This is a genomic window from Cellulophaga baltica, assembly GCF_018861125.1.
GTDB classification, from domain to species: Bacteria; Bacteroidota; Bacteroidia; order Flavobacteriales; family Flavobacteriaceae; genus Cellulophaga; species Cellulophaga baltica_A.
In genome coordinates this window covers 1-24,299 of record NZ_JAHKQN010000013.1, presented here as the reverse complement: position 1 = coordinate 24,299, position 24,299 = coordinate 1, and the positions used below count along the sequence as shown (strand labels likewise).

General features: G+C 31.1%; 19 protein-coding genes. 11 read left to right on the top strand and 8 right to left on the bottom strand.

The genetic code is table 11. From position 1 onward, the window contains the following. The first annotated feature begins 162 nt into the window (after positions 1–162). From KO500_RS02850 to KO500_RS02825, 6 genes are all read left to right on the top strand, one after another. Positions 163–486, top strand: a complete 324-nt coding sequence (locus tag KO500_RS02850) for a hypothetical protein (RefSeq protein WP_215954993.1) — start codon at positions 163–165, stop codon at positions 484–486. 23 nt (positions 487–509) lie between these two features. After that, positions 510–1,415: a 1-aminocyclopropane-1-carboxylate deaminase/D-cysteine desulfhydrase gene (locus KO500_RS02845; protein WP_215954992.1), complete on the top strand. Its 906-nt coding sequence runs from the start codon at positions 510–512 to the stop codon at positions 1,413–1,415. Next, positions 1,412–2,245 carry a glucosaminidase domain-containing protein gene (locus tag KO500_RS02840; protein WP_215954991.1) on the top strand — a complete coding sequence of 278 codons (834 nt, stop codon included), beginning with the start codon at positions 1,412–1,414 and terminating at the stop codon, positions 2,243–2,245. The genes KO500_RS02845 and KO500_RS02840 overlap by 4 nt, the downstream gene beginning before the upstream one ends. 5 nt (positions 2,246–2,250) lie before the next feature. Further along, positions 2,251–3,540 carry a glutamate-1-semialdehyde 2,1-aminomutase gene (hemL, locus tag KO500_RS02835; RefSeq protein WP_215954990.1) on the top strand — a complete coding sequence of 430 codons (1,290 nt, stop codon included), beginning with the start codon at positions 2,251–2,253 and terminating at the stop codon, positions 3,538–3,540. A 263-nt stretch (positions 3,541–3,803) separates the two neighbouring features. Further along, the gene (locus KO500_RS02830; protein WP_215954989.1) at positions 3,804–4,799 is read left to right on the top strand and encodes a glycosyltransferase family protein; all 996 of its coding nucleotides are present in this window, start codon (positions 3,804–3,806) and stop codon (positions 4,797–4,799) included. 11 nt (positions 4,800–4,810) lie between these two features. Continuing rightward, positions 4,811–6,175 (top strand): GH1 family beta-glucosidase, encoded by a 1,365-nt coding sequence (locus KO500_RS02825; RefSeq protein WP_215954988.1) that lies wholly within the window; start codon positions 4,811–4,813, stop codon positions 6,173–6,175. A gap of 63 nt (positions 6,176–6,238) precedes the next feature. On the opposite strand, the gene KO500_RS02820 is transcribed toward KO500_RS02825, so the two are convergent. The 6 genes from KO500_RS02820 to lysS form a co-directional block, all read right to left on the bottom strand. Beyond that, entirely contained in the window at positions 6,239–6,640 is a 402-nt protein-coding gene (locus tag KO500_RS02820) for a DUF4890 domain-containing protein (protein ID WP_215954987.1), read from the bottom strand. 91 nt (positions 6,641–6,731) lie between these two features. After that, positions 6,732–7,187: a hypothetical protein gene (locus KO500_RS02815; RefSeq protein ID WP_215954986.1), complete on the bottom strand. Its 456-nt coding sequence runs from the start codon at positions 7,185–7,187 to the stop codon at positions 6,732–6,734. A gap of 135 nt (positions 7,188–7,322) precedes the next feature. After that, on the bottom strand, positions 7,323–7,523 hold the full coding sequence (locus KO500_RS02810) for a hypothetical protein (protein WP_215954985.1): 201 nt from the start codon (positions 7,521–7,523) through the stop codon (positions 7,323–7,325). A gap of 207 nt (positions 7,524–7,730) precedes the next feature. Next, positions 7,731–7,910, bottom strand: a complete 180-nt coding sequence (locus tag KO500_RS02805) for a hypothetical protein (protein WP_215954984.1) — start codon at positions 7,908–7,910, stop codon at positions 7,731–7,733. Between the two features lie 221 nt (positions 7,911–8,131). Continuing rightward, positions 8,132–10,627, bottom strand: coding sequence for a zinc-dependent metalloprotease (locus KO500_RS02800; RefSeq protein WP_215954983.1), 2,496 nt, complete (start codon positions 10,625–10,627; stop codon positions 8,132–8,134). Between the two features lie 368 nt (positions 10,628–10,995). Continuing rightward, entirely contained in the window at positions 10,996–12,687 is a 1,692-nt protein-coding gene (gene lysS / locus KO500_RS02795) for a lysine--tRNA ligase (RefSeq protein WP_215954982.1), read from the bottom strand. 153 nt (positions 12,688–12,840) lie between these two features. Here lysS and KO500_RS02790 point away from each other — a divergent pair, with 153 nt between their 5' ends. Together KO500_RS02790 and lipB are read left to right on the top strand one after the other, a co-directional pair. Then, positions 12,841–13,002 carry a YqaE/Pmp3 family membrane protein gene (locus KO500_RS02790; RefSeq protein WP_215954981.1) on the top strand — a complete coding sequence of 54 codons (162 nt, stop codon included), beginning with the start codon at positions 12,841–12,843 and terminating at the stop codon, positions 13,000–13,002. Between the two features lie 54 nt (positions 13,003–13,056). Further along, complete coding sequence (gene lipB, locus KO500_RS02785) at positions 13,057–13,773, top strand: lipoyl(octanoyl) transferase LipB (RefSeq protein WP_215954980.1); 717 nt, start codon at positions 13,057–13,059, stop codon at positions 13,771–13,773. Between the two features lie 133 nt (positions 13,774–13,906). On the opposite strand, the gene KO500_RS02780 is transcribed toward lipB, so the two are convergent. Continuing rightward, the gene (locus KO500_RS02780) at positions 13,907–16,360 is read right to left on the bottom strand and encodes a ribonuclease HII (protein WP_215954979.1); all 2,454 of its coding nucleotides are present in this window, start codon (positions 16,358–16,360) and stop codon (positions 13,907–13,909) included. 46 nt (positions 16,361–16,406) lie between these two features. Next, positions 16,407–17,006 (bottom strand): ribonuclease HII, encoded by a 600-nt coding sequence (locus KO500_RS02775; RefSeq protein ID WP_215954978.1) that lies wholly within the window; start codon positions 17,004–17,006, stop codon positions 16,407–16,409. 373 nt (positions 17,007–17,379) lie between these two features. Between KO500_RS02775 and KO500_RS02770 the strand changes: the two genes are divergently transcribed. The 3 genes from KO500_RS02770 to KO500_RS02760 all read left to right on the top strand — a co-directional run bounded on the left by KO500_RS02770 (position 17,380) and on the right by KO500_RS02760 (position 24,286). Further along, positions 17,380–20,514, top strand: coding sequence for a SusC/RagA family TonB-linked outer membrane protein (locus KO500_RS02770; RefSeq protein WP_215954977.1), 3,135 nt, complete (start codon positions 17,380–17,382; stop codon positions 20,512–20,514). A 29-nt stretch (positions 20,515–20,543) separates the two neighbouring features. After that, complete coding sequence (locus KO500_RS02765; RefSeq protein ID WP_215954976.1) at positions 20,544–22,157, top strand: RagB/SusD family nutrient uptake outer membrane protein; 1,614 nt, start codon at positions 20,544–20,546, stop codon at positions 22,155–22,157. 131 nt (positions 22,158–22,288) lie between these two features. Beyond that, positions 22,289–24,286 (top strand): putative porin, encoded by a 1,998-nt coding sequence (locus KO500_RS02760; RefSeq protein ID WP_215954975.1) that lies wholly within the window; start codon positions 22,289–22,291, stop codon positions 24,284–24,286. Positions 24,287–24,299 lie beyond the last annotated feature (13 nt).

Sequence of the window (24,299 nt, the reverse complement as noted above, 5' to 3'; positions counted from 1 at the left end):
GTGTATTGTAAATTTAATTTATCTTTTAATATTTAGCTGTATTCTAGTAAACTTTAACCTTAATTTTATGCAAAGTTTAATATTTCATTTGGTCGAATTTATATCTTTATAAACAAATGGCATGCTTTTAGCTCTTATCTTTAGCATGAAATTAAATGTATAATGATTTTAGTATCAAAATTCTTCTTTGTTAAAAACTATGTAGGGCTAAGCTTATGGCCTTTTATCATAGTTAAAAATAGTTCTTTGAAAGAAGATACTGTTTTAATAAATCATGAACGAATACATTTAAAGCAGCAAGGCGAATTATTTCTATTGCCATTTTATTTTATTTATATGTTAGAGTGGGTTATAAGGTCTATTATATATTTAGATACTTATAAAGCATATCAAAATATTAGTTTTGAGAGAGAAGCTTACGCTAATGAAAGAAATTTAAATTACCTTAATGAACGTAAGCCTTTAGGGTTTATTAAATATCTTTGAACCCTCAAAGTATAGAGTATTAAGTGATAAGCAATAAGCAACAAATAAAATCTAAGCTTTTAGAAGATAAAAAAATCACTCTTTTTATAAAAAGGGAAGATCAATTGCACCCTTTTATTTCGGGTAATAAATACCGAAAGCTTAAGTATAATTTAAATGAAGCAAAAAAGAACAACTTTGATAGTATTGTTACCTATGGTGGTGCGTATAGCAATCATATTGCAGCAACAGCATATGCGGGTAAAGAAAATAATATAAAAACAGTAGGTGTCATTAGAGGCGAAGAACTTGCTGATAAATGGCAAGAAAATCCAACCCTTTCTTTTGCAAATGCCAATGGAATGCATTTTAAATTTGTTTCTCGTGAATGGTACAGAACAAAAGATAAGACAACTGCTTTACAAGTTTTAGAAGCTGAATTTGGTCAATTTTATAATTTACCTGAAGGCGGTACAAATCAACTGGCAGTTAAAGGTTGTCAAGAGATTTTAAGTGATAAAGATGAGTCTTTCGATGTAATCTGCACAGCAGTTGGTACTGGTGGTACAATTGCAGGAATTATTAATTCGACTAAAGAAAATCAAAAAGTAATTGGTTTTCCAGCACTTAAGGGAGATTTTTTACAAAAAGATATTCGTAAATTTACCGACAAATCTAATTGGAGCTTAAATTCTGATTACAATTTTGGAGGTTATGCGAAAGTCTCAGAAGAATTAATCGATTTTATAAATGATTTTAAGTTAGTACTTAATATACCGCTTGATCCTATTTATACAGGTAAAATGATGTACGGTATTTTAGATTTAATTCAGAAAGATTATTTTAAACCAGGAACAAAAATTTTAGCAATACATACTGGCGGTTTACAAGGTATTGCAGGCATGAATACAAAATTGAAAAAGAAAAATTCACCCTTACTATTATTATGATAAAAAAGATTACTATACTGGCTGTTCTTATTGTTTTTACAGCCTGTAAGTCTCATAAAAGAACAACAAACACAACATCAAGTAGCTCTACTACGGCACATAAAAGTGAGAAGCTAGAAGAAATACATACTGATAATGGCGATGTTTATGTGTTACCAGAAGATTCGGGTGAGTTTGTTAAATTTCCTATAAATTCTGTTGAAGAATATATTGCAACATTTGCCGAAATTGCTCAGTTTGAAATGAAAGCTTATGGCATACCTGCGAGTATTACACTTGCACAAGGTATATTAGAAAGTGGAGCAGGTAGAAGTACATTAGTTAAAAAAACAAACAATCATTTTGGTATAAAATGCCATACAGGTTGGAAAGGTGATTATGATTTTCATGACGATGACGAAAAAGGGGAATGTTTTAGAAAGTACAACCACCCAATGTATTCTTTCCGTGACCATAGTGAGTTTTTATCTTCAAGAGCACGCTATTCATTTTTGTTTGATTTAGATAATGATGACTATAGAAATTGGGCAAAAGGCCTAAAGCAAGCTGGCTATGCTACAGATCGTAAATACCCAAGTAAACTAATCTCTTTTATAGAACAATACCAGTTATATAAATATGATGCTTACGTACGTAATGCAGGGTATAAGGTAACAAGAACAGCAAAAGAATATGAAGTAAAATCACATACAGTAGTAAAAGGTGATACTTTGTATTCTATTTCAAGAAGATATTTTATTTCGGTTGATGAAATAATGAAAATGAATAATTTGAAAAATAGCAATTTAGCAGTAGGTCAAAAGTTAGTTGTTAAAACATTAAAAAAATAAGTACCATGCAATACCAAAGAAGTAGTGCGTTATTTAATGAAGCACAAGAATATATACCAGGTGGTGTAAATTCACCAGTACGAGCTTTTAAAGCTGTTGGTGGAACGCCAATATTTGTTAAGGAAGCTAAAGGAGCTTATTTAACCGATGAAGATGGGAATAAATTGATAGATTATATAGCCTCTTGGGGTCCGTTAATTTTGGGTCATGCTTATGAGCCCGTAATTGAAGCTGTAATTGAAAAAGCAAAAAAAGGAACTTCATTTGGTATGCCAACTGAAATAGAAACAGAGTTAGCAAAATTAGCAGTTTCTATGGTGCCTAATATTGATAAAATTCGTTTCGTGAATAGTGGAACGGAAGCTTGTATGAGTGCTATACGTTTAGCTCGTGGTTATACAAGTAAAGATAAAATTATAAAATTTGCCGGTTGTTACCATGGGCATTCAGATTCTTTTTTAATTCAAGCAGGTAGTGGTGCTGTAACATTTGGTAGCCCTAATAGTCCAGGAGTTACACAAGGTACTGCAAAAGATACTTTGCTTGCTAGCTATAATAATTTAGAAAGTGTTCAAGCACTTGTTGATGCAAATAAAAATGAAATTGCAGCTATTATAATAGAACCTATTGCTGGTAATATGGGTTGTATAATTCCTGAAGAGGCGTTTATTAAAGGCTTAAAAGAGTTATGTACTAAAGAAGGTATTCTTTTAATTTTTGATGAGGTAATGACTGGCTTTAGATTAGCTAGAGGTGGAGCCCAAGAAGTATTAGGTATTAATGCTGATATTGTAACTTTTGGTAAAGTTATTGGTGGTGGTTTACCGGTAGGTGCTTTTGCTGCACGTAAAGAAATAATGGCAAAATTAGCACCAGAAGGACCAGTTTATCAAGCAGGAACATTAAGTGGTAATCCATTAGCTATGAGTGCTGGTTTGGCAATGTTAACAGCATTGAATAATAATCCTGAAATTTTTAGAAGTCTAGCAGATAAAACAGCATACCTGCATAAAGGATTATCAAAAGTGTTGACAGATGCAGGAATTATACATCAAATCAACAGATTTGGAAGTATGATATCTGTTCATTTTACAGATGAGCCAGTAGTAGATTTTGAATCTTCTGCTAAAGGAAATAATGAAACGTTTAAAAAGTATTTTCACGGTATGTTAAGTAATGGAGTTTACTTACCGCCAAGTGCTTTTGAAAGCTATTTTTTAAATGATGCTTTATCGTATGAAGATATAGATGCAACTATAAAGGCATTAGAAAATTTTGTTACTGATTTAAAATAAAATAATATTTTCAATACAATTTAAAAAGAGGCTTTAAGCCTCTTTTTTTATACTTAACAAACTGATAACCTATTCTTAAACTCTTGTTGTATTACGATTATATATAAATTTTAATCTTTGGTAGAATCAATATTAACCAATGATTATTGAGTTTGCTTTTTATGTTTTAAGTGCTATCAGACTAAATTTTGATACTCATCCAGACTATTCTACTTCTTTAAAAAAGGCAAACAAATGTAAATTTACATATTAATTAATAGTATATGAAAGTTCTATACGCAATTCAAGGTACAGGAAACGGGCATTTAAGTAGAGCAAGAGATATTATTCCTTTGTTACAAAAAAAGAATATAGAGTTAGATATTTTATTAAGCGGAACACAGGCAGATATAAGTATTCCGTACCCAATAGCTTATCAGTTAAAAGGCTTGAGTTTTATTTTCGGAAAAAGAGGAGGTGTAGATATTTGGAAAACATACATAAGAGCAAATTCTAAAAGACTTCAAAAAGAAGTAAAGAGTTTACCTATTGATTCTTATGATCTAATTATTAATGATTTTGAACCTGTAACGGCATGGGCATGTAAATTGAAGAATAAATCGTGCATAAGCTTGAGTCATCAAGCTGCAGTATTGATGAAAGAAAGTCCTAAACCAAAGAAATTTGATCCGATGGGGCAATTAATACTTAAAAAATATGCACCTACAACAAAGCAATACGGCTTTCATTTTAATTCGTATTCAAGTCAGACTTTCACTCCTGTTATTCGACAAGATATTAGAAATGCTGCGGTTAAAACTCTAGATCATTACACCGTGTATTTACCGTCATATAGCGATGAGAAAATAGTAAGTGTTTTATCGCAAGTAAAAAATGTAAAATGGCAAGTATTCTCAAAGCATCATAGAAATACGGTTCGTGATGAAAATGTTTTGATAAGACCAATTACCAATGAAGCTTTTGTAGAAAGTATGGCAACTTGTACCGGTATGCTTTGTGGTGCCGGTTTTGAAACACCAGCAGAAGCACTATTCTTAAATAAAAAATTAATGGTCATACCTATGAAAGGGCAATATGAACAACAGTGTAATGCTGTGGCCTTAAAAGAAATGGGAGTATCGGTTATAAAAGCACTTAAAAATAAGCATCTTGAAAAGATCAAGAATTGGGTAAACTCAGATGCTCGGGTTGAGGTTAATTATCCTGATATGACTGAAGAGATAATTGACCGATTATTAAAAGAAGCATTTATCAAATAAGTTATTTTATTATGAATATTACTTCTAGTTTAAAAAAATCAAAATTATCACGTAAAAATTTTGGTGAAGACTTTGTTTGGGGTGTATCTGTTGCTGCTTATCAAATAGAAGGTGCGCATGATGTTGATGATAAAGGAGAATCTATCTGGGACAATTTTACTAAAAAAAAAGGTGCTATCTATAAGAATGAACATGCTCAAGTATCTTGTGATTTCTATCATAAATATCAGGAGGATATTCTGTTGCTAAAAAAAATGAATATTAAAGAATTTCGTTTTTCATTGTCATGGTCACGAATTATTCCTAATGGAGTAGGAGAAGTAAGTGAAAAAGGTGTTGAGTTTTATAATAATGTTATCAATTTTTGTTTAGAACATGGTATTACACCTTGGGTAACTCTTTACCACTGGGATTTACCACAAGCTTTAGAAGATAAAGGTGGTTGGACAAATAGAGAGGTAGTCAATTGGTTTAAGACTTTTTCAACTGTATGCGCAAAACATTTTGGTGATCGTGTAAAAAAATGGATGGTTTTGAATGAACCAATGGTTTTTACTGGCGCAGGTTATTTTTTAGGAGTTCATGCACCTGGTAAAAAGGGTTTAAAGAACTTTTTACCAGCAGTACATCATGCTGTTTTATGCCAAGCAGCTGGTGGTAGAATTTTAAGAGAACTAGTTGCTGATGCATTTATTGGGACAACATTTTCTTGTTCATATATTACCCCTGTAGATAAAAAGCATAAAAATATAGTAGCAGCTAAAAAAGCTGACGCAATGTTGAATAGACTTTTTATAGAACCTTCGTTGGGATTAGGTTACCCTTTTGACGCTGCACCAGTTTTAAAAAAGATCAAAAACTATATTCAACCCGGAGACGAAAAAAATGCAATATTTGAATTTGACTTCATTGGTATCCAAAACTATACGCGTGAAGTTGTTAAACATAGTTATTTAGTACCCTATTTAAGTGCTAAAATTGTTGAAGCGAATAAAAGAAATGTTAGGACTACAATGATGAATTGGGAAGTTTACCCCAAAAGTATTTTTAAAATGATAAAACAATTTAATGAGTATAAAGGAGTCAATAAGATTATAATTACTGAAAATGGTGCTGCTTTTAAAGATGTTGTTGAAAACGGTGAAGTTGACGATATTAGAAGAGTAAATTTTTTGAAAGCGTATTTAAAACAAGTATATAAAGCTAAAAGGAAAGGTTTAAAAATAGATGGATATTTTGTGTGGACTTTTATGGATAATTTTGAATGGGCAGAAGGATACAAACCAAGGTTTGGTTTGGTACATATAGATTTTGAAACTCAAAAAAGAATTGTGAAAGCTTCAGGCAAATGGTACACTAAGTTTTTAAGTAAATAATAAAACCGATACTAATTTAAGTATCGGTTTTATTTCCACTGCATAGGGTAGCTCAAACTTCATTTATTTCTGTCCTCTTCTACCACCGCCTCTTTTATCTTTCATTTCTTCTTGAATAGTTTCCCATTTTTGAAACTGCTCATCTGATAAAATGTTTTTCATTTCTTCTTTTTGTTCTTCACGTTTTGCGTCCATTTGAGCTTTCATAGCTTCACGTTCTTCTTCTGAAGGTTTTGTTCTTTCGCCGCTTTTACGTGCTTCCATTGCGGCTTTTCTTTCTTCAGCATTTTTAAGATTCAGATTATAAATTTTAGTTTGCTGATCTTCGCTTAAATCAAGAGATTTTGTCAACCTTTCAGTATTTTTTGTTGCAAATTCTTCAGGATCAATATCTCTTCTTTCTCTTTGCTGTGCAATAGCATTAATACCAATAAATAATACGATAAGTGTTATTACTTTTTTCATGTTCTTAATTTTTAATGATTAGATAGTCATAAGATTATGTTTTAATAAAAAGGTTTAAATAGGGCCGATAATTTTATCGGCTCTATTTAAGTTATTCTTCAATTTCAGTATGTTGTTTCTTATCTCCTTTTTTTCTAGAATGTTTTTTACGATCTCCGTGTCCTTTTTTCATTCTGTTCTTTTGCATTTTTTGCCACTTCTCAAATTGCTCTTTAGATAATATTGATTTCATCTTTTTCATTTTAGCAATCTTTTGATCTAACATTTTTGATTCTCTTTCAAAACGTTCATCTGAACTAGGTTTTTTTCTTTCTTCGTCTTTATTAGCTTTTTTACGTTCAGCCATTTTAGCTTTTTTGTCTTTAGCAGTTTCAAGATCCATTTTGTAAATTTCTGCTTGCTGATCTTCATTTAAATCTAAAGCAAGTGTCATTTTTTTACTTGATAAGGTTGCCATCTGTTCTGGTGTATAGTCATGTCCTCTTTTTCCTTGAGCCATTGCATTTAATCCTATACTTAACACTAAAATTGTTATTACTTTTTTCATGATTTTTGTTTTTAAATTATACATCTATGACAATGAATCATTCAAAAGGTTTAGTTATTAGTAATATTTTAACTTTTGGGAATAAAAAAGCAACAAATGTAATTTGTTGCTTTATCTTAATGCTATTGTCGTAATTTATTCTTTTTCGTGAATTATAATATCGGGGATGTCATCATAACTTTCTGTTTCTTGACTATCTTCAACTTTTATAGATACAAAACGTGATCTATTAATAGTTTCATATGTCGCTTTATCTTTCTGTTCAATTTGATAGTAGACTAATGCAGATATAATAAAGCATATTAAAAATAGTAGGCTTTTAATTTTCTCTTTCATAATAATCATTCATTTGGGCATTACAAAAGTAAGAAAATACATACGATTTAATTATTTCTTTTCTTTTATTGTTGTGAATAGATATAATTAGGGGTGTGTAAATATTGTTATTAGTTGTGAAAAGTTATTTTTTTAAACATAAAAAGGCACGGAATTAAAATCCGTGCCTTTTAGTTTTCTTAGCAAAAAGTAGGTTGAATGTTTTTCTTAATTCAGAATTATATAATCATAAGTTGTATCATTTTCTTCATCTATATTGTCATTGGTTACGGAGCTATAAGCATCCTCTTTATTTTCTTCTTTTTCTTTGTTAGTGAGTGCTTTATAGGCTGCACAAGTTAAAATAAAAACTGATAAATAAATAAAACTCAACATCTTCTTCGACATACTCCAATCTTGTTTTTAATATATTTCAAATTTAAAAAGTATTTATATACCTATTATTTGTATGTTGTCAATAGTAGAAATATGTATGTGAAAAGTAGATTGTTTTTTTCAAAATGTTATTAATCGATAGAAGTTGTTTTTAATCGAAAATGTTAAAACCAGCGTATGAAAAAAGCGGTATAATAAGTAAATCATACCGCTTCTTATATTTTAACCTTTTACTACTTAGGGTCTAATATCATATTTATGCGTTCTAAAGCATCTTGTAAATGATATTTGCTCATGCTATCAGATGTTCTAGCAATTGCACTTCTAATACTTCTTTTTAGAATATTTAGTTCAGCTCTTGCTACTGATCTAATATCAGATTGACTTGTGTTAATAGCAGTTACTTTAATATAAGGACTACGGTTTCTTCTACTTTGTGTTGGAGTTTCAGCAGTCATTAAATAACCTAACCTATCAATATGTGCTTTTTGTAAATTTCTACGGTAAGTGTCAATTTTACCGCCTCTTGATAACTCAGACCAGATTCCAGTACGTAAATCTTTCATCATACTAGTAAGTGCATAAGCTTCACTACCATTAGCAGTTTCATTTTCAATAATACGAGCCATTTTACTTAAGCTTAAAATATTATCTAAAGTTCTAACTTGGTAAGAACGGATGCGTTCTATAGATCCTGAAAATTCAATCTTATTAAAAATGTTTTGATCTAATAACCAAGCAGGGGTTTTAAATAATTCATCTTGTATGAATTTCATACTATTTTTTTGACGCTCTTTAGCAACAGGTGTATATACAGCTCCTTCTTGATCAAAAGTTTTATAATGCTCATAAACACCACCAATATTATTTGAAACGTGGCCCATGTATCTATTATACTGAGATAAAACTTGAGCGTATAACGTTCCTAAATCATCATATTTTTTGCCATCTTCAGCAATCCAAGTTGCTAAATTTGGAACAATACGTTTTAAATTAGCAATACCATATAAACTTGCTTTTACAGCATCATCACCTAAATCTTCAGTTTGTGAACTTGGGTCAACTACATCACCAGCTTGTTGGTGTCCGAATCTATATAGAGGATCTCCGTCATGCTCTAAAATCCATTTGTCTAATACTTTTTTCTCTTCCTCAGCAGTTTTATCCATAATTGGTCTATAACCCCAATTAATTGAATACTTATCATAAATGCCAATTTCAGGCATTAAAGCAACACCTTCATCTCCAGGTTGAGCAACATAGTTAAAACGTGCATAGTCCATAATTGATGGAGCTGTTCCGTATTTTTTAGTGAAAGTTGCAGAACGTAAAGAGTCTACAGGGTACGCAACACTACTACCCATATTATGAGGTAAACCTAAGGTGTGGCCAACTTCGTGTGATGATACAAAACGAATTAAACGTCCCATAACTTCATTTTTAAATGCTACACCTCTAGCATCTTCATTAATTGCTGCTGTTTGTACAAAATACCAGTTACGTAATAAAGTCATTACATTATGGTACCAGTTTATATCAGACTCTAGAATTTCTCCTGTTCTTGGGTCGCTCACGTGCGGACCATTTGCATTTGGTATTGGTGATGCTAAATAACGCACTACAGAATAGCGTACATCTTCAGGTGACCAATCAGGATCTTCTTCAATAGTCGGAGGGTCTTTAGCAATAATAGCATTTTTAAAACCTGCAGCTTCAAAAGCAACTTGCCAATCTTCAACACCTTGTTTTATGTAAGGCACCCATTCTTTAGGAGTAGCACGATCTATATAGTAAACAATTTGCTTTTTAGGTTCTACTAATTCTCCTTTTTTGAATTTTTCTAAATCTTCATCTTTAACTTCTAACCTCCAGCGGTCTAAATATGTTACGGTTTTGCTTTCTTGGGCCTCCAAACCATAATCAACTTGCCCGCGAGCAAACCAACCAACACGTTCGTCAAAATACCTACGTTTCATTGGTTCTTCAGGAAGTAGAATCATAGAGTTATTAATCTCTATAGATATAGAACCCAAACTACTATTTGATGGTGCTGAACCTGAAGCATATGTTTTTACATGTCTTGCTTCTACATTTAAAGGATAACTTTTTATAGATTCAATATAACTTCTATCAGCATCTAAACGAGACACTTTATATCTTTTTTTGTAGAAAGACGGCATGCCAAGAGCATTAACATCTTTTTTAAATAAATCAGTAACATCAATTACTGTAGCTGGTGTTATTGAGTCTTTTTTTAAAGCTTTAATATCGAAAGAAAATAAAACAGGCTCAAAATTTGAATTTACTACAGCTTCATGAACTGGTAAAGAATCAGCAGCCACAACATCATAAGAAACAACACGAACTAAAACTTTTTTATCTTTTTTCTCCCATCGTAAAACTTGTGTATTAATTTTTCCGCCACCAAAACCTATGCCAGCTGCAGTTTTAGAAATACGGCTAACCATTAACATCTCTTTGTTAAATAAAGAATCTGGAATTTCATAAAAATATTTGCTGTCAATAGTATGAACATCAAACAAACCTTTATCGGTTTTAGCTTCTTTTGTAATTACCTTACTATAAGGTTGAATACCGCCTTTTTTAGGTTTTGATTTTTCGGTTTCTGGTTTTGATTTTTTCTTTTTAAAAATTTGGGCTTCGGTTGTTGTAAAGCAACCTACCAATAAGAAAACAAAGAGCGTTTTCTGAAGTAATTTTTGTAACATGCTTAGTTTATAATTAATTAGTCTATCTCAAATTACGAGAATATATTTTTATTTTTTGTTAACGAATTCTTAACCACTTTGGTTTTTAGTTGTTAAAATTGGGCTTCTAATTTTGACTAAAAGAGTTAAAATACAGCATATTAGCGAAAATATTGTTAATATTTAAAGTTCTGTGTAACAAATATGGATTTTAAACGTCTTTATAGTATATTCGAAAATCAAAACGAAAAACTTTTGTAAAGTAGTTTTTATTAGAATTAGTCAATTCAAAGCCTCTGTTTTCAGAGGCTTTGTTTTTTTAGATACTTTATACCATAAAAAAAAGGGAGGCCATAGACCTCCCTTTAGTGTAAAAATCGCTGTTAAATTCAATCTTGCAATTCAACTATTAAGTCATTTTCAGTTTTAGTAACTTTTGTAAGTCCTAATTTACCCAAAGATTTTATTGTTTTATCCCAAGCTTTATTACTTAATCCAGATTCATTTTTTAAAATAGTAAGTGACATTTGTGATTGCTTCTTTAAAATTTCAAAAACTATTTTTTCATTATCAGAAAGTTCTATTTGTTTTTTCTCAGGTCGCATTTGAGGGAAGAATAAAACTTCTTGTATTGAAGAGTTATTGGTCATTAACATTACCAAGCGGTCAATACCAATACCAATACCACTTGTAGGAGGCATACCGTATTCTAAAGCTCTTAAAAAGTCTTGATCAATAAACATGGCTTCATCATCGCCTTTTGCTGATAATTTTAATTGATCTTCAAAACGTTCTCTTTGATCAATAGGATCGTTAAGCTCAGAATAGCAATTTGCTAATTCTTTACCATTTACCATTAATTCAAAACGCTCTGTAAGATCAGGATTATCTCTATGCTCTTTAGTTAACGGACTCATTTCTTTGGGGTAGTCAGTTATAAATGTTGGTTGTATATATAAATGTTCACATTTTTCACCAAAAATCTCATCAATTAATTTGCCAACGCCCATAGTTTCGTCAACTTCTAGTCCAAGTTTTTTACCAACTTCACGTAGCTCATCTTCTTCCATACCAGCAACATCATAGCCCGTATGTTCTTTAATAGCTTCTAAAATAGGAACTCTTGGGTAAGGTGCTTTAAATTCTATTTCATTTTCACCAACTTGCGTTTTTGAAGTTCCATTAGCATCAATTGCAATTTTTTCTAACAATTGCTCAGTCATATCCATCATCCAATGGTAGTCTTTATAAGCGACATAAAGCTCCATTACTGTAAACTCAGGATTATGAGTTCGATCCATCCCTTCATTCCTAAAATCTTTAGAGAATTCATAGACACCATCAAAACCACCAACAATTAATCTTTTTAAGTAAAGTTCATTTGCAATACGTAAATACAATGGTATGTTTAATGCATTATGATGAGTTAAAAATGGTCTTGCAGATGCACCACCAGGAATTGGTTGTAAAATAGGAGTTTCAACTTCTAAATATTCTCTTTCATTAAAGAAAGAACGAATACTGTTTGTGATTTTTGTTCTTTTAACAAAAGTCTCTTTGACAGATGGGTTTACAATTAAATCAACATAACGTTGACGGTAACGTAATTCAGGATCATTAAATTCATCATGAACTTTACCATCAGGATCAACTTTTGGCAAAGGTAAAGGGCGTAAAGATTTACATAGTATTGTAAAATCTTTTACTAAAACAGTTTTTTCGCCAACTAGCGTTGTAAAAAGTTCACCTTCAATACCTATAATATCACCTAAATCTATTAGTTTTTTAAAAATATCATTGTATTTAGAATGGTCGTTACCAGTACATATTTCATCTCTATTAAAATATACTTGAATACGACCTTCACTATCTTGAAGTTCAGCAAAAGAGGCTTTACCTTGTATTTTCTTACGCATTAATCTACCTGCAAGAATCACCTTTTTACCTTCAATATAATTCTGTTTTATACTTGTTGATGTTGCATCAACAGGGTATAGTGCCGCTGGATATGGGTCAATGCCTAATTCTCGTAATTTGGCTAATTTCTCTCTTCTGATTACCTCTTGTTCTGAAAGTTGCATTTTCTAATAATTAAGGGTGCAAATATAGGCACTATGCTTCAAATCATCAATCTGAAAAACAATTATTAGCTTATACCTTTTTTATAAAATAAGTGTAACATATTTTGTATGCTATCGTCTAATAGTTAAATTCATCAATCAAAATCAAAATAAATGAGTATTTGGAGAGTCTTATTAGCTATTTTTTTTCCGCCACTAGCAGTAATTGGTAAAGGATGCGGATCAATAGTAATTGTATTTTTATTAACTCTTTGTGGTTGGGTGCCTGGCGTTATTGCAGCATTAGTAATATTAAATAATCCAGATTCTCAATAGGTAGGCGACCATAACTGGTGTTTTGTAATTCTTTAAAATTGTATCTTTGCTATAATGAATAAGGAAGTTATACTACAGCATTTAGGTTTAAAAGATTATAAAGAAACTTGGGATTATCAAGAAGCACTTTTTAAATCTATTTTGGATATAAAGATTAAGAATAGACGAGAGCAGCTTAGTATTGCGACTCCTAATTATTTTCTTTTTGTAGAACATCCACATGTTTATACTTTAGGTAAAAGTGGAAATATTGATAATTTATTGATAGATGAGACCCAGTTAGAAGCGAAAGGAGCTACATTTTATAAAATTAATAGAGGTGGTGATATTACTTATCACGGACCGGGACAAATAGTAGGTTACCCTATTTTAGACTTAGATAATTTTTTTACAGATATTCATAAATATCTTCGTTTTTTAGAAGAGATTGTAATTCTCACTTTAGCAGATTATGGTCTTAAAGCAGAACGCTCAGACGGAGAAACAGGAGTTTGGTTAGATGTAGGAACGCCTTTTGCTCGCAAAATATGTGCTATGGGGGTTCGTGCCAGTCGTTGGGTAACAATGCATGGTTTTGCATTGAATATTAATGCAGATTTAGGATACTTTGATTTAATGATTCCGTGTGGAATAAAAGATAAAGCGGTTACCTCATTAAATGTTGAGTTAGGGAAAAAAGAAATTTCAATTAAAGAAGTACAACAGAAGATACTCGATAATTTTGAAAAACTATTTGAAGCTACTTTTATAAAAGAAAAAACCGAGATTTAGTCTCGGTTTTTTTATCTGTACTATTATACTTAGTGGTTGTGTTTATTTTTAAACTTAATAAATTTACAAAGATTTTTATAAAGCAATTATTTATTTGTATAGATGGTTGTAAAATCTGTATTAATGGTATTTTTTAATTGATTTTGTATACAATTAATGAGTTGTCTAAATCTTTAGTAACAAGCTCTAATTTCTTATCATTATCAATATCCGCTAAGTCAATAAGTGAAGTCCCGTATATAGGGAAGTTTTGAATTGGTTTTGAATTACTGTCGAACAAATAGATTTTATGATTCTGTATATCAGTAACACTCACATAAATTTTATTGTAGATGAAAAATATTACGGGCTTCGTATACACACCTAATTCCAATTCTGTTTTTTTACCTTTTATAGTTAGGGTATTATCATTCATTGTAACAAGTGTATTACTCGTTGTATACAAACCATGGTCTTTATTTAAATTTAAGTTTGTTTTTACAGCAGTACCTTTTTCATCTACTTGAGTTAAAAATCCATTTGCATCTGTTGTGGTAAACTTATTTTTATAAAGGTAAATGTCATTTTGTGAGAAATTAATTTTGTCTTTAACCTTTATTCGATCAGAGCCAATACGGTCAATTATACGTAAAACATCATTGTCTTGGGTGAAAACGAGATAATCTTTTGTTTTTATTCTGAAATGTTTAGGCGCGTTAATAATTTTGTTTTGGTTCGCCTTGTATTTAAACCCTGAAACTATTTTACCTGAATTATCATACATATGAAGCTTAGTGCCTTGAGATATTACAAAACGATAATTTCTATTTTTATCATAATCAAATATAGAGAGACTGTTTAAAATTTCACCTTCAAAGTCCATATCAAATGTTGGCACATCTTTTCCATTTCTATCCAAAATATAAAAATGATTATCGGTTATGAATGCTAATTGTAAACGACCGTTTTTATACAGGTCTACTTGTTCAATTGTTCCTTTAATACGCCCATTTAATTCTTTTTTCCAAAGTACTTTTCCTTCTGTAGATATTAAATAAAGAATATTTTTTTCGTCTTGAACTACTATTTCTTTTTTCTTAGTTAAATGATTAATTGCAAACTGTGGTTGAGAAACAATTTCATCATCTAAATGTATTGTATATAGCGGAGCTGTAATATTAGTGGTAGTTTTAGATATTTTATTTTTTAAAATTAGACTGGTGTGATTAAAATTTTGGTCAGATACTAATTGAGCAATTAGAATCTGGTCTTTTGTGTCAAGCTTAGTTAGGTTTTTATTGACATCTTCTTTTAGCTCCTCCTCTTTAAGCATATTAATACCATCAGGTGAAGCAATAAAAAGTAAGTTTGAAGCATCTGCTATGCTATTTTTTGCACTTAAATAAGTTTCAGATTTGTTGAATGTGGCCTCGTTTTTGTAATTACTAATTGTGTTTTGTATTGTTTCGATATCTTCAGAAAAAACAATAGCGTTTTCTAAAATAGTAGCGTAATTACTTTCAAAATTTTTGAGAATTGATTCAAACGGACTTAAAATATCTTTTTTTGTCAGTTTTAAAATTTCATTTCCTTGGTAGTTTGTATTGTTATTTGAAAATAGGGAAATGTATTTTACAATATTTTCAGCATCATAAGTTTGAAGAGTAGCGGTTTTACTGTTGTTTATGTAAGAGATACCAAGCTCTTGAGTAGTGGTGAAAATAGTATCTTTTTTAGGTAGGTTTTCTAAATATCTCTGCTGGTTGTTATAGTAATTTTCAAAATTTTCAAAAGTGAATGACAATACTGCCTTTGAGTTTATTGGAGCGTAATTTTGAACTGTATTTTCAAAAGGACTAACATTAGCAAATAAGCTTGAAAATTTTTGAGGTGAATTATTACCTGATATACTAATGCCTGTAAGTTTAAATTCACTCTGAGTGACAATAGCATCTAAAGAAACCCAGTCAGAGAAATCAGAAAACTTTATATTATTTTTTAGATTAGCAGTTAATAAGCCGTTGCTATATTTAGTGTTTATAAATACAACAGTATTAGAGTTTTTTGAAGCCGTGTTGTATAGTTTTAAGAGTGTTTTGTTAGTTTCAGGAGTTTCTGTTGTTCTTATTAAATTTTCAATCAATAATTGAGAAGAGCTTGCAAAAAATGAACTTCCTTTAGTGTGGGTATATACGACTTGATCATCTAGAGTTATCTTTTTATAAGATTTATTTTCATAAATAACTTCTTCTATAGTTTTATTCTTATGATTGTCAATATCTATTAAGTTGATATTTGAATCTGTTTTATAAAAAAAATCAAAACTTTCTTTTCCTATTTCTACAAAACTTAAAATACTTTCGCCTTCAGGTTTAATATAGTCCAAAGGTTCAAGTGACTTTGTGTTGGTAGAGAAGAATTTTGTTTTTTCAAAAACTTTTAAAAAAGAGTTGTTTTTTAAATCACTTTTAAAAACATCAAAATCATTTACTTTAATTATTGCTGATGCATTTTGCGGTACATCTACAAGTATGGAATTCTGTGTAACGATTTCTTTTTTACAACTAAAGTTAAATGCAACTATTAGGATAAGAATTTTAATTCTCATAAAATGTGTTTTTTACAAATTTACACTTTATGATAAAAAATACTCCTTATAATATATCTAGTTTTAATTGTTCAGGTAGTTGTCTAAAACTTTTTCTGTGGTATTTGGTTATGCCATATTTACGAATAGCTTCTCGATGCTCTTTTGTTGGGTATCCTTTATTCTTTTTCCAATTATACATAGGGTATTCCAAATGTATTTTGTTCATATATTCATCCCTATATGTTTTAGCTAAAACAGAAGCTGCAGCTATACTCATGTATTTACTATCTCCTTTAATAATACATTCGTGAGTAAATTTTTTATAATCCTTAAATTTATTTCCATCTACTATAATATGTGTAGAATCTGTTTTTAATTGATCTATGGATTTATGCATAGCTAATATTGAAGCATTGAGTATATTAATCTCATCAATTTTAGTTGGCTTAATATGATAAACCCCGAAGCTGACTGCTGTAGTTTCAATAATGGGTTTTAATAAGTCTCTATTCTTTTCAGAAAGTTTTTTAGAATCATTTAGTAAGACGTTTTTGAAGTTTTCGGGTAAAACCACAGCAGCCGCAGTTACGGGCCCAGCAAGGCAACCTCTGCCGGCTTCGTCAGTGCCAATTTCATTATGTTCAAAATGGAAATCTTTTAGCATACTATTAAATTCATTAATCATAAATTATAGATGAGTAAAAATAACAAATTAAATAAGCTCAATTAAAGATTGTAAACTATTATAGTATAAATGAAGTTGTAAAATTCTTAATAAAGGAAGAAAAGGATTACGAATATTTTAGTGTTTAACACAACGGCTAGTTCAAGTGTATAATATTTTAATTGTTTTTAAGTGATTGTCTAAGTTTTGTGTTAAAAAAAAATAATATTTGGTAAAAAAACACACATATTATTTAGTCAAATGATAAAAGCTAACATTTTTTTAACATACTATGTATTTATTTAACTTTTGTTGTTGTTTTATTAACTTGATTTTACCAGTTTTGTGAGCAACTAATTCAAAATACATATTTATGAAACCAAAGTTAACACGTATGTTAACACCTTTGTTGGTGTTAATAATGAGTTTTTCTTATGCTCAAGAAAAAACGATTAATGGTGTAGTCACAGACCAATCTGGTCTGGCATTACCAGGAGTATCTATAATTGTAGTTGGAACTACTAAAGGGACTCAAACAGATTTTGATGGTAACTATTCTATAATAGCTTCTGTTGGTCAGAAGTTAAAATTTAGTTATATAGGTCAAAAAACAACTGAAAAGAACGTTGGTGATTCTTCTACCATTAATGTTCAGTTGCTTGAAGATTCACAAGCACTTGATGAAGTTGTAGTTGTAGCCTACGGTTCTACTACTAAGGAGGCTTTTACAGGTTCAGCTGCAGTTGTTGATTCTAAAGATCTTGCTTTAAGAAGTATTACATCTCCAATTGCTGCAATTGAGGGTAAAGCCACTGGTGTGCAATTTGTTTCGTCATCAGGTCAGCCAGGATCTTCACCTTCACTTGTTATTAGAGGTGTTGGAACTTTAAATGGGGGGTCTACTGATCCATTATATATTGTAGATGGTATTCAATTTGAAGGGGCTTTGTCTAGTTTAAATCAAAATGATATTGAATCATTAACTGTTTTGAAAGATGCGGCTTCAACCTCTCTTTATGGTTCAAGAGCAGCTAATGGAGTTGTAATAATTACCACTAAAAATGGAAGAAACAATTCTAAAATAACGGTAAATGTTACTAGTCAATTTGGTATTGTTTCAAAAGGAATTGGAGAATATGAGGCTGTTGGTCCTGCTCAATATTATGAATTAATGTGGGAGGCGTATAAGAATTCTTTAGGAGGAGCAGGTAATGAGGCTGAAGCATCAGCTTCGATATTTAATAGACTTGGTTACAACCCTTTTAATGTTGCAAATGATCAAATAGTTGGAGTTGACGGGAAGATAAATCCAAATGCTGAGTTGATCTATAATAGTCTTGATTGGTATGATGCATTAGAAAGAGCTGGTAGTAGAACTAGTCACTCGATAGATATATCTGGAGGTGGAGAAAATCACCAAGTGTTTTTCTCAGCTTCATATTTAGATGAAGAAGGGTATGTAATTGAAAGTGATTATGAGCGAATAACTACTAGAATTAATGCTGATTTTTCACCTACTGATTGGTTAACGCTTGGAGGTGGGATGAATTTAGCTATAACAGATTCTCATGGACCTACAGGTGCAGGTACAACTAGTACTGTAAACCCTTTTGCTTGGGCGAAAAATTTAGGATCAATTTATCCTGTTTATATAAATGATTTAGACGGTAATATTGTTGTTGACGAAGCTGGAGACCCTGTTTATGATTTGGGCGAAGGGTATTCTGAATACAATATACAAACTAGACCTTATAACCCAGGTCGTCATGGTATAGCTGAAGCTATATTGAATGAAGAGGTTACTAAAATTAATAATATAGGTTTTAGATATTTTGCTGAATTTAAACTTTTAGAAGGCTTAAAAGCTAGAATTAATTATGGCCAAGATATTCAGGATTTTATTAATAAAAGTTATGAAAATGCAATTGTTGGTGATGGTGCTCCAACTGGTAGATATGGGGAAACAAGATTTAGAAGAAATACTGAAAATTTCACCCAATTATTAACATATAATAAATCTTTTGGTTCACATAATTTAGAAGTTACTTTAGGGCATGAAAGTTTTGATAGACACTATTCTGAAAATAATGGATTAGCAAATACGCAAACAGCTGATGGTATTTATGAGTTTGATAATTTTTCTGTGGTATCAAGTCTTGGAGGGTATAGTTCTGATAAAAAACTAGAAGGTTATTTTGCAAGATTGAACTATAATTTTGATAATAAATATTACTTGAGTGGATCTTTTAGAAGAGACGGTAGTTCTGTGTTTAGTTTAGATTCAAGATGGGGTAATTTTTATTCGTTAGGAGGTTCATGGAGAATTGATCAAGAGGATTTTATGTCTGAAATTTCTTTTGTTGATAATTTGAAATTAAGAGGTTCTTATGGTGAAGTTGGAAATGATGATTTAGGTAGTTTCTATATCTCTCAAGCTCTTACTACTTTGTATTCAAATGCAGGTAATCCAGCAATTTATTTTTCTAGTTTAGGAAATGATGATTTAAAATGGGAAACAAGTGAAAGTTTTGATGTAGCATTAGAGTTTGGTTTATTTAATAATGCACTTGAGGGTTCTGTAGAATATTACAAAAAAAATACAACTGATTTATTATATAATTTACCAATCCCAACTTCTGAAGGATTAAATGAAGCGCCTTTTAATATAGGTGATTTGTATAATTCGGGTTATGAGATCGGTTTGACAGGTCATTTTTTTAAGTCTAAAAAATTTAATTGGGATTTAACTGTTCAAGCTTCTACTTTAAAGAATGAAATAACAGATCTTCCTGAGCCTAGTATAAATGGTTCTAAGCGTTGGGCTGAAGGTCATTCTGCATACGATTATTATATATATCATTATGCGGGCGTAGATATTGATAATGGTGATGCGCTTTACTATATGTTTGAAGAAGATATTGATACAGGAGAACAAGTTGCAGTACTAGATGGAAATGGAGAACATGCTACGACTAATGATTTTCAAGATGCAGGGTTAGCTTACACTGGCGATAGTTCTGTTCCAGATTTAATAGGGTCTATTTCTAACAGTTTTAACTATGAAGGACTTTCCTTAGATTTTACTTTGGTATATGGTATTGGAGGTAAAATTCTTGATTATGGTTATGCAGATTTGATGAGTGAGGGTGTTTACGGAGAGGCTTTACATGTTGATGCTTTAAACGCTTGGCGTGAACCAGGTGATGTAACAGATGTGCCAAGGTTAGAAAATGGAAATACAAATCAGTCTCAAAGATTTTCGACTAGATTTTTAACTGATGCTTCTTATATAGCATTAAGAAATGTTAATTTATCATATGTATTAGATGATAATATATCAGAAAGATTAGGTGTTAATACATTACGTTTATTTGTTTCTGGAGAAAACCTTTTCCTAAAAAGTAAAAGAACAGGATTAAATCCTCAGTATAACCTAGCGGGAACACCTTCAGGAAATGATTATAACCCTTCATCGGTATTATCTTTTGGAGTAAACGTTTCTTTTTAGTAAAAACTTAATACAAAAAAATAAAAATTATGTTACATAAAACACATATAATTTTACTTACAATCTTAACGGTTGTTTTAGTAAGTTGTGAGAAAGAATTTCTCGAAACACAACCAACAGATGCTATTGCGGCAACAGATGCTTTGTCAAGTGCTGAAAATATGGATTTGTTATTAAACGGTTTACATAGACAAATGTATGCGCAAAATCCGCTACCAGGGACCACTTCTTCTAGGTCTGGTCAGAGTTATTACATGCCATCTTTTGATGTTATTGCAGGTAATCTTATTCATTCGTCACCAGGTAATGGTTGGATGACTGCTGATCTGCAATGGTTAGCACATACAAACGCAAACACAACAACTGTTGATAATTTATGGTATGAGCGTTATCATTTTGTTTTTACAGCTAATTCAATTATTAATACTGTTGCGGAAGGAAATTTAACAATAGATGCCGATTTAAATAATATATTAGGACAGTCATATGCTTATAGAGCTTGGGCCTATCATCAGCTAGTGACGACTTTTGCAAAAGGGTATTTGATTGGTAGCCCTAGTACCGATTTAGGTGTTCCTTTAGTTTTAGATGCAGGGGTTCCATATACTAGTGAGGCGCGATCTGTTGTAGAAGATGTTTATACACAAATTGAAGAAGATATTGATTTGGCTATTGGTTATTTTGAAGATGCATCAGGTCCAGATAATAAATCTAATATTTCTATAGATGCTGCGTATGGCATAAAAGCTAGAATTGCTCTGTCTAAAGGAGATTGGCAGACTGCTGCTGATGCGGCTGTTTTGGCTAGAGAAAACTATCCTTTGTTAGATGAAGTTGATTGGTTGTCAGGTTTTAATTCAGTTGATCTTTCAGAGGTTATTTGGGGAGGGACTGTGATAGATACGGAAACAAATTTTTTTCAGTCTTATTTTTATTTTATAGGGTCAACTTTTAATGGAAGTCAAACTAGAACCAATCCTAAAATCATTAGAAGTGATATATATGATCAGATTCCTGATACTGATTATCGAGCTAAAGCATGGTTGCCATTAGCTCCAAATACTAATTCTAGTGCGTCAAACGGACAAGGAGGCAGTTATTTAACAGATCCAAATTATGATAATGAAGATGATTTTTGGGATGCATGGGAAGCTATAATTACTGAGTATGGAATGACAACGGCTCATAATACACATCCTTATATTTCTATGAAATTTTTACAAGAAAACCCAGGTTCAATTGATCCAGATGATGTTATTTATATGCGTTCGTCAGAGATGTATTTGATTGAAGCGGAAGCTAAAGCAATGTTATCTGATATCTCTGGAGCACAAACAGCCTTGTCAATTTTGGGTGAAGCAAGGGATAGTGCTTATGATGTTACGTTGTTTAACACTCAAGAAGCGCTTTTAGATGAAATAAAGTTTCAGCGTAGAGTTGAGTTGTGGGGCGAAGGCTTTTCTTACTTAGATCAAATTCGTTGGGATGAAGGTATAGATCAATCAAATTCAGGTGCTTCAGAAGTGCTTTATGGTGATGGATTTTTCCAAGAAAGACCGTCTGTAAATGATGAGTGGATATGGAAAATACCCCAGGCAGAAATTAATGCTAATCCAAATATAGGGGAAGCTCAACAGAATTAATTCTTTTACTAAGGATAAATTAAAAACCACGATGATGTTCATCGTGGTTTTTGTTTTTAAACCAAAATTTTAAACTTTCACACGCTCTTAACAACAAAAAAATTACCTTTGTTGTTGATAATTAATAGTTAATGAGATATTTATTTTTAGTAATTTTTATTTTAATAGTTCATTTGGGTAGGGGGCAACAACAAGGTCCAAAACCAAAGCCTTCTGAGTCGGATTCTATAGCAGTAACAGAAAAGCCGGATAAAGAATTGGGTAAACTAGGTGAGAATGGAGAAGAACTACCGATTGTTTCAGATTATAAAATAATATCTTTTGCAAGAGATACCACTTTTGTAGACACTACACTTACTATAAACAAAGACTACCTGTATAATTATATTAGAAAAGATAATTATGAATTGCTTCCGTTTGCAAATATGGGGCAACCATATAATAAATTAGGCTATGATTTTGAAACCACAATGTTTTATCCAAAATTAGGGGCTACTGCAAAACATTATAATTATTTTGAGATGGAGGATATCAATTATTATCATGTGCCAACTCCAATGACCGAAGCGATGTTTAAAACTGTCTTTGAAGAAGGGCAACTTTTAGATGTTTTGTTGACTTTTAATATTTCAGAAAGATTAAATTACATGATTGCTTATAAAGGTTTTAGGTCTTATGGTAAGTATAACTATTCTGAAGCAATAAGTGGTAACTTTAGAACAAGTGCGTCCTATAGAAGTAAGAATAATAGGTATAGTCTTAGAATCCATATAGCTGCCCAAGATATAGATACTGAGGAAAATGGAGGTTTGAGCGAAACTGAAACACAGTTTGCTTCTGGTGATGATGATTTTAATACGCGTACTAGTTTAGATGTGAATTTAACTGATGCAGAAAATACACTGATAGGAAAAAGGTATTTTATAGAAAATCAATATAAATTGATTAGAAAAGAACAAGATTCCAGTGCTTTTGAAAAAACAACCTTGGCATTAGGACATCTTTTTAATTATGAAACAAAAAACTATAAATTTAACCAAGATGATCAAGATGATTACTTTGGTGATGCTTTTTTAGATAGTGATATAGCTGATAGGGCAAATTTAAAAACAATGTATAATCAGTTAAGTGCTGAGCTTTATGATAAAACCTTGGGCAGGTTAAAGGGTAATTTGAATATATATAGTTATAATTACTTTTTTAATAGTTTACTAACCACTTCTGATGGCACTCAAATTGATCATCAATTAAAGGGTACGGAAGTTTCTATTGGGGCAGACTATAAAAAGAAAATAGGAGGGTTTATATTAAAAGGTAATATGTCTTATAATATATCGGGTGATTTAACGGGCAGTTTGTTAAACGCTACAGCTGGCTATAAGTTAAATGATGATTTAGAATTTAGTGCTACTCTATTTTCATCTTCAAAAATGCCAGACTTTAATTATTTGTTATATCAAAGTGATTATTCTAATTACAATTGGCAGCATTCAGATGATTTTGAAAAGGTGAACACAAATAGCTTGCAGTTTGATGTAGATTCAAAACTTTTCGGCGAAGCATCTGTGAAATTTACTTCTTTAGATAACTATACATATTTTGCTGTAGACCCAGATCAAACTATAGCAGAAGATGAGTCAGAGAATCAATATGTACAACCTTATCAAGAAAGTGATGCGGTAAGTTATTTAAAGGTCAAGTTTAAAAAAGCTATTACATATAAGAATTTCACCTTGGATAATACTTTAATGTATCAATCGGTTTCACAAACAAACAGTGTTTTAAATGTGCCACAGTTTACGACAAGAAACTCATTGTTTTATTCTAAAGAGATTTTCAAAAAGGCAATGTATATTCAAACAGGTTTTACCTTTAAGTATTTTACATCCTATAATATGAATTCATATAATCCTTTATTAGGTGAATTCTACATCCAGACGGATGAGGATTTGGGAGGTTTTCCATTGATGGATTTTTTTATCAATGCAAAGGTTAAGCAGACGCGTATCTTTTTAAAGGCCGAGCATTTCAATTCGATGTTTTCAGCTCCTAACTATTATTCCGCTCCAGATTATCCTTATCGTGATTTTATTGTTCGATTTGGTGTAGTTTGGAATTTCTTTTCATAGTGTAGACAAGGAC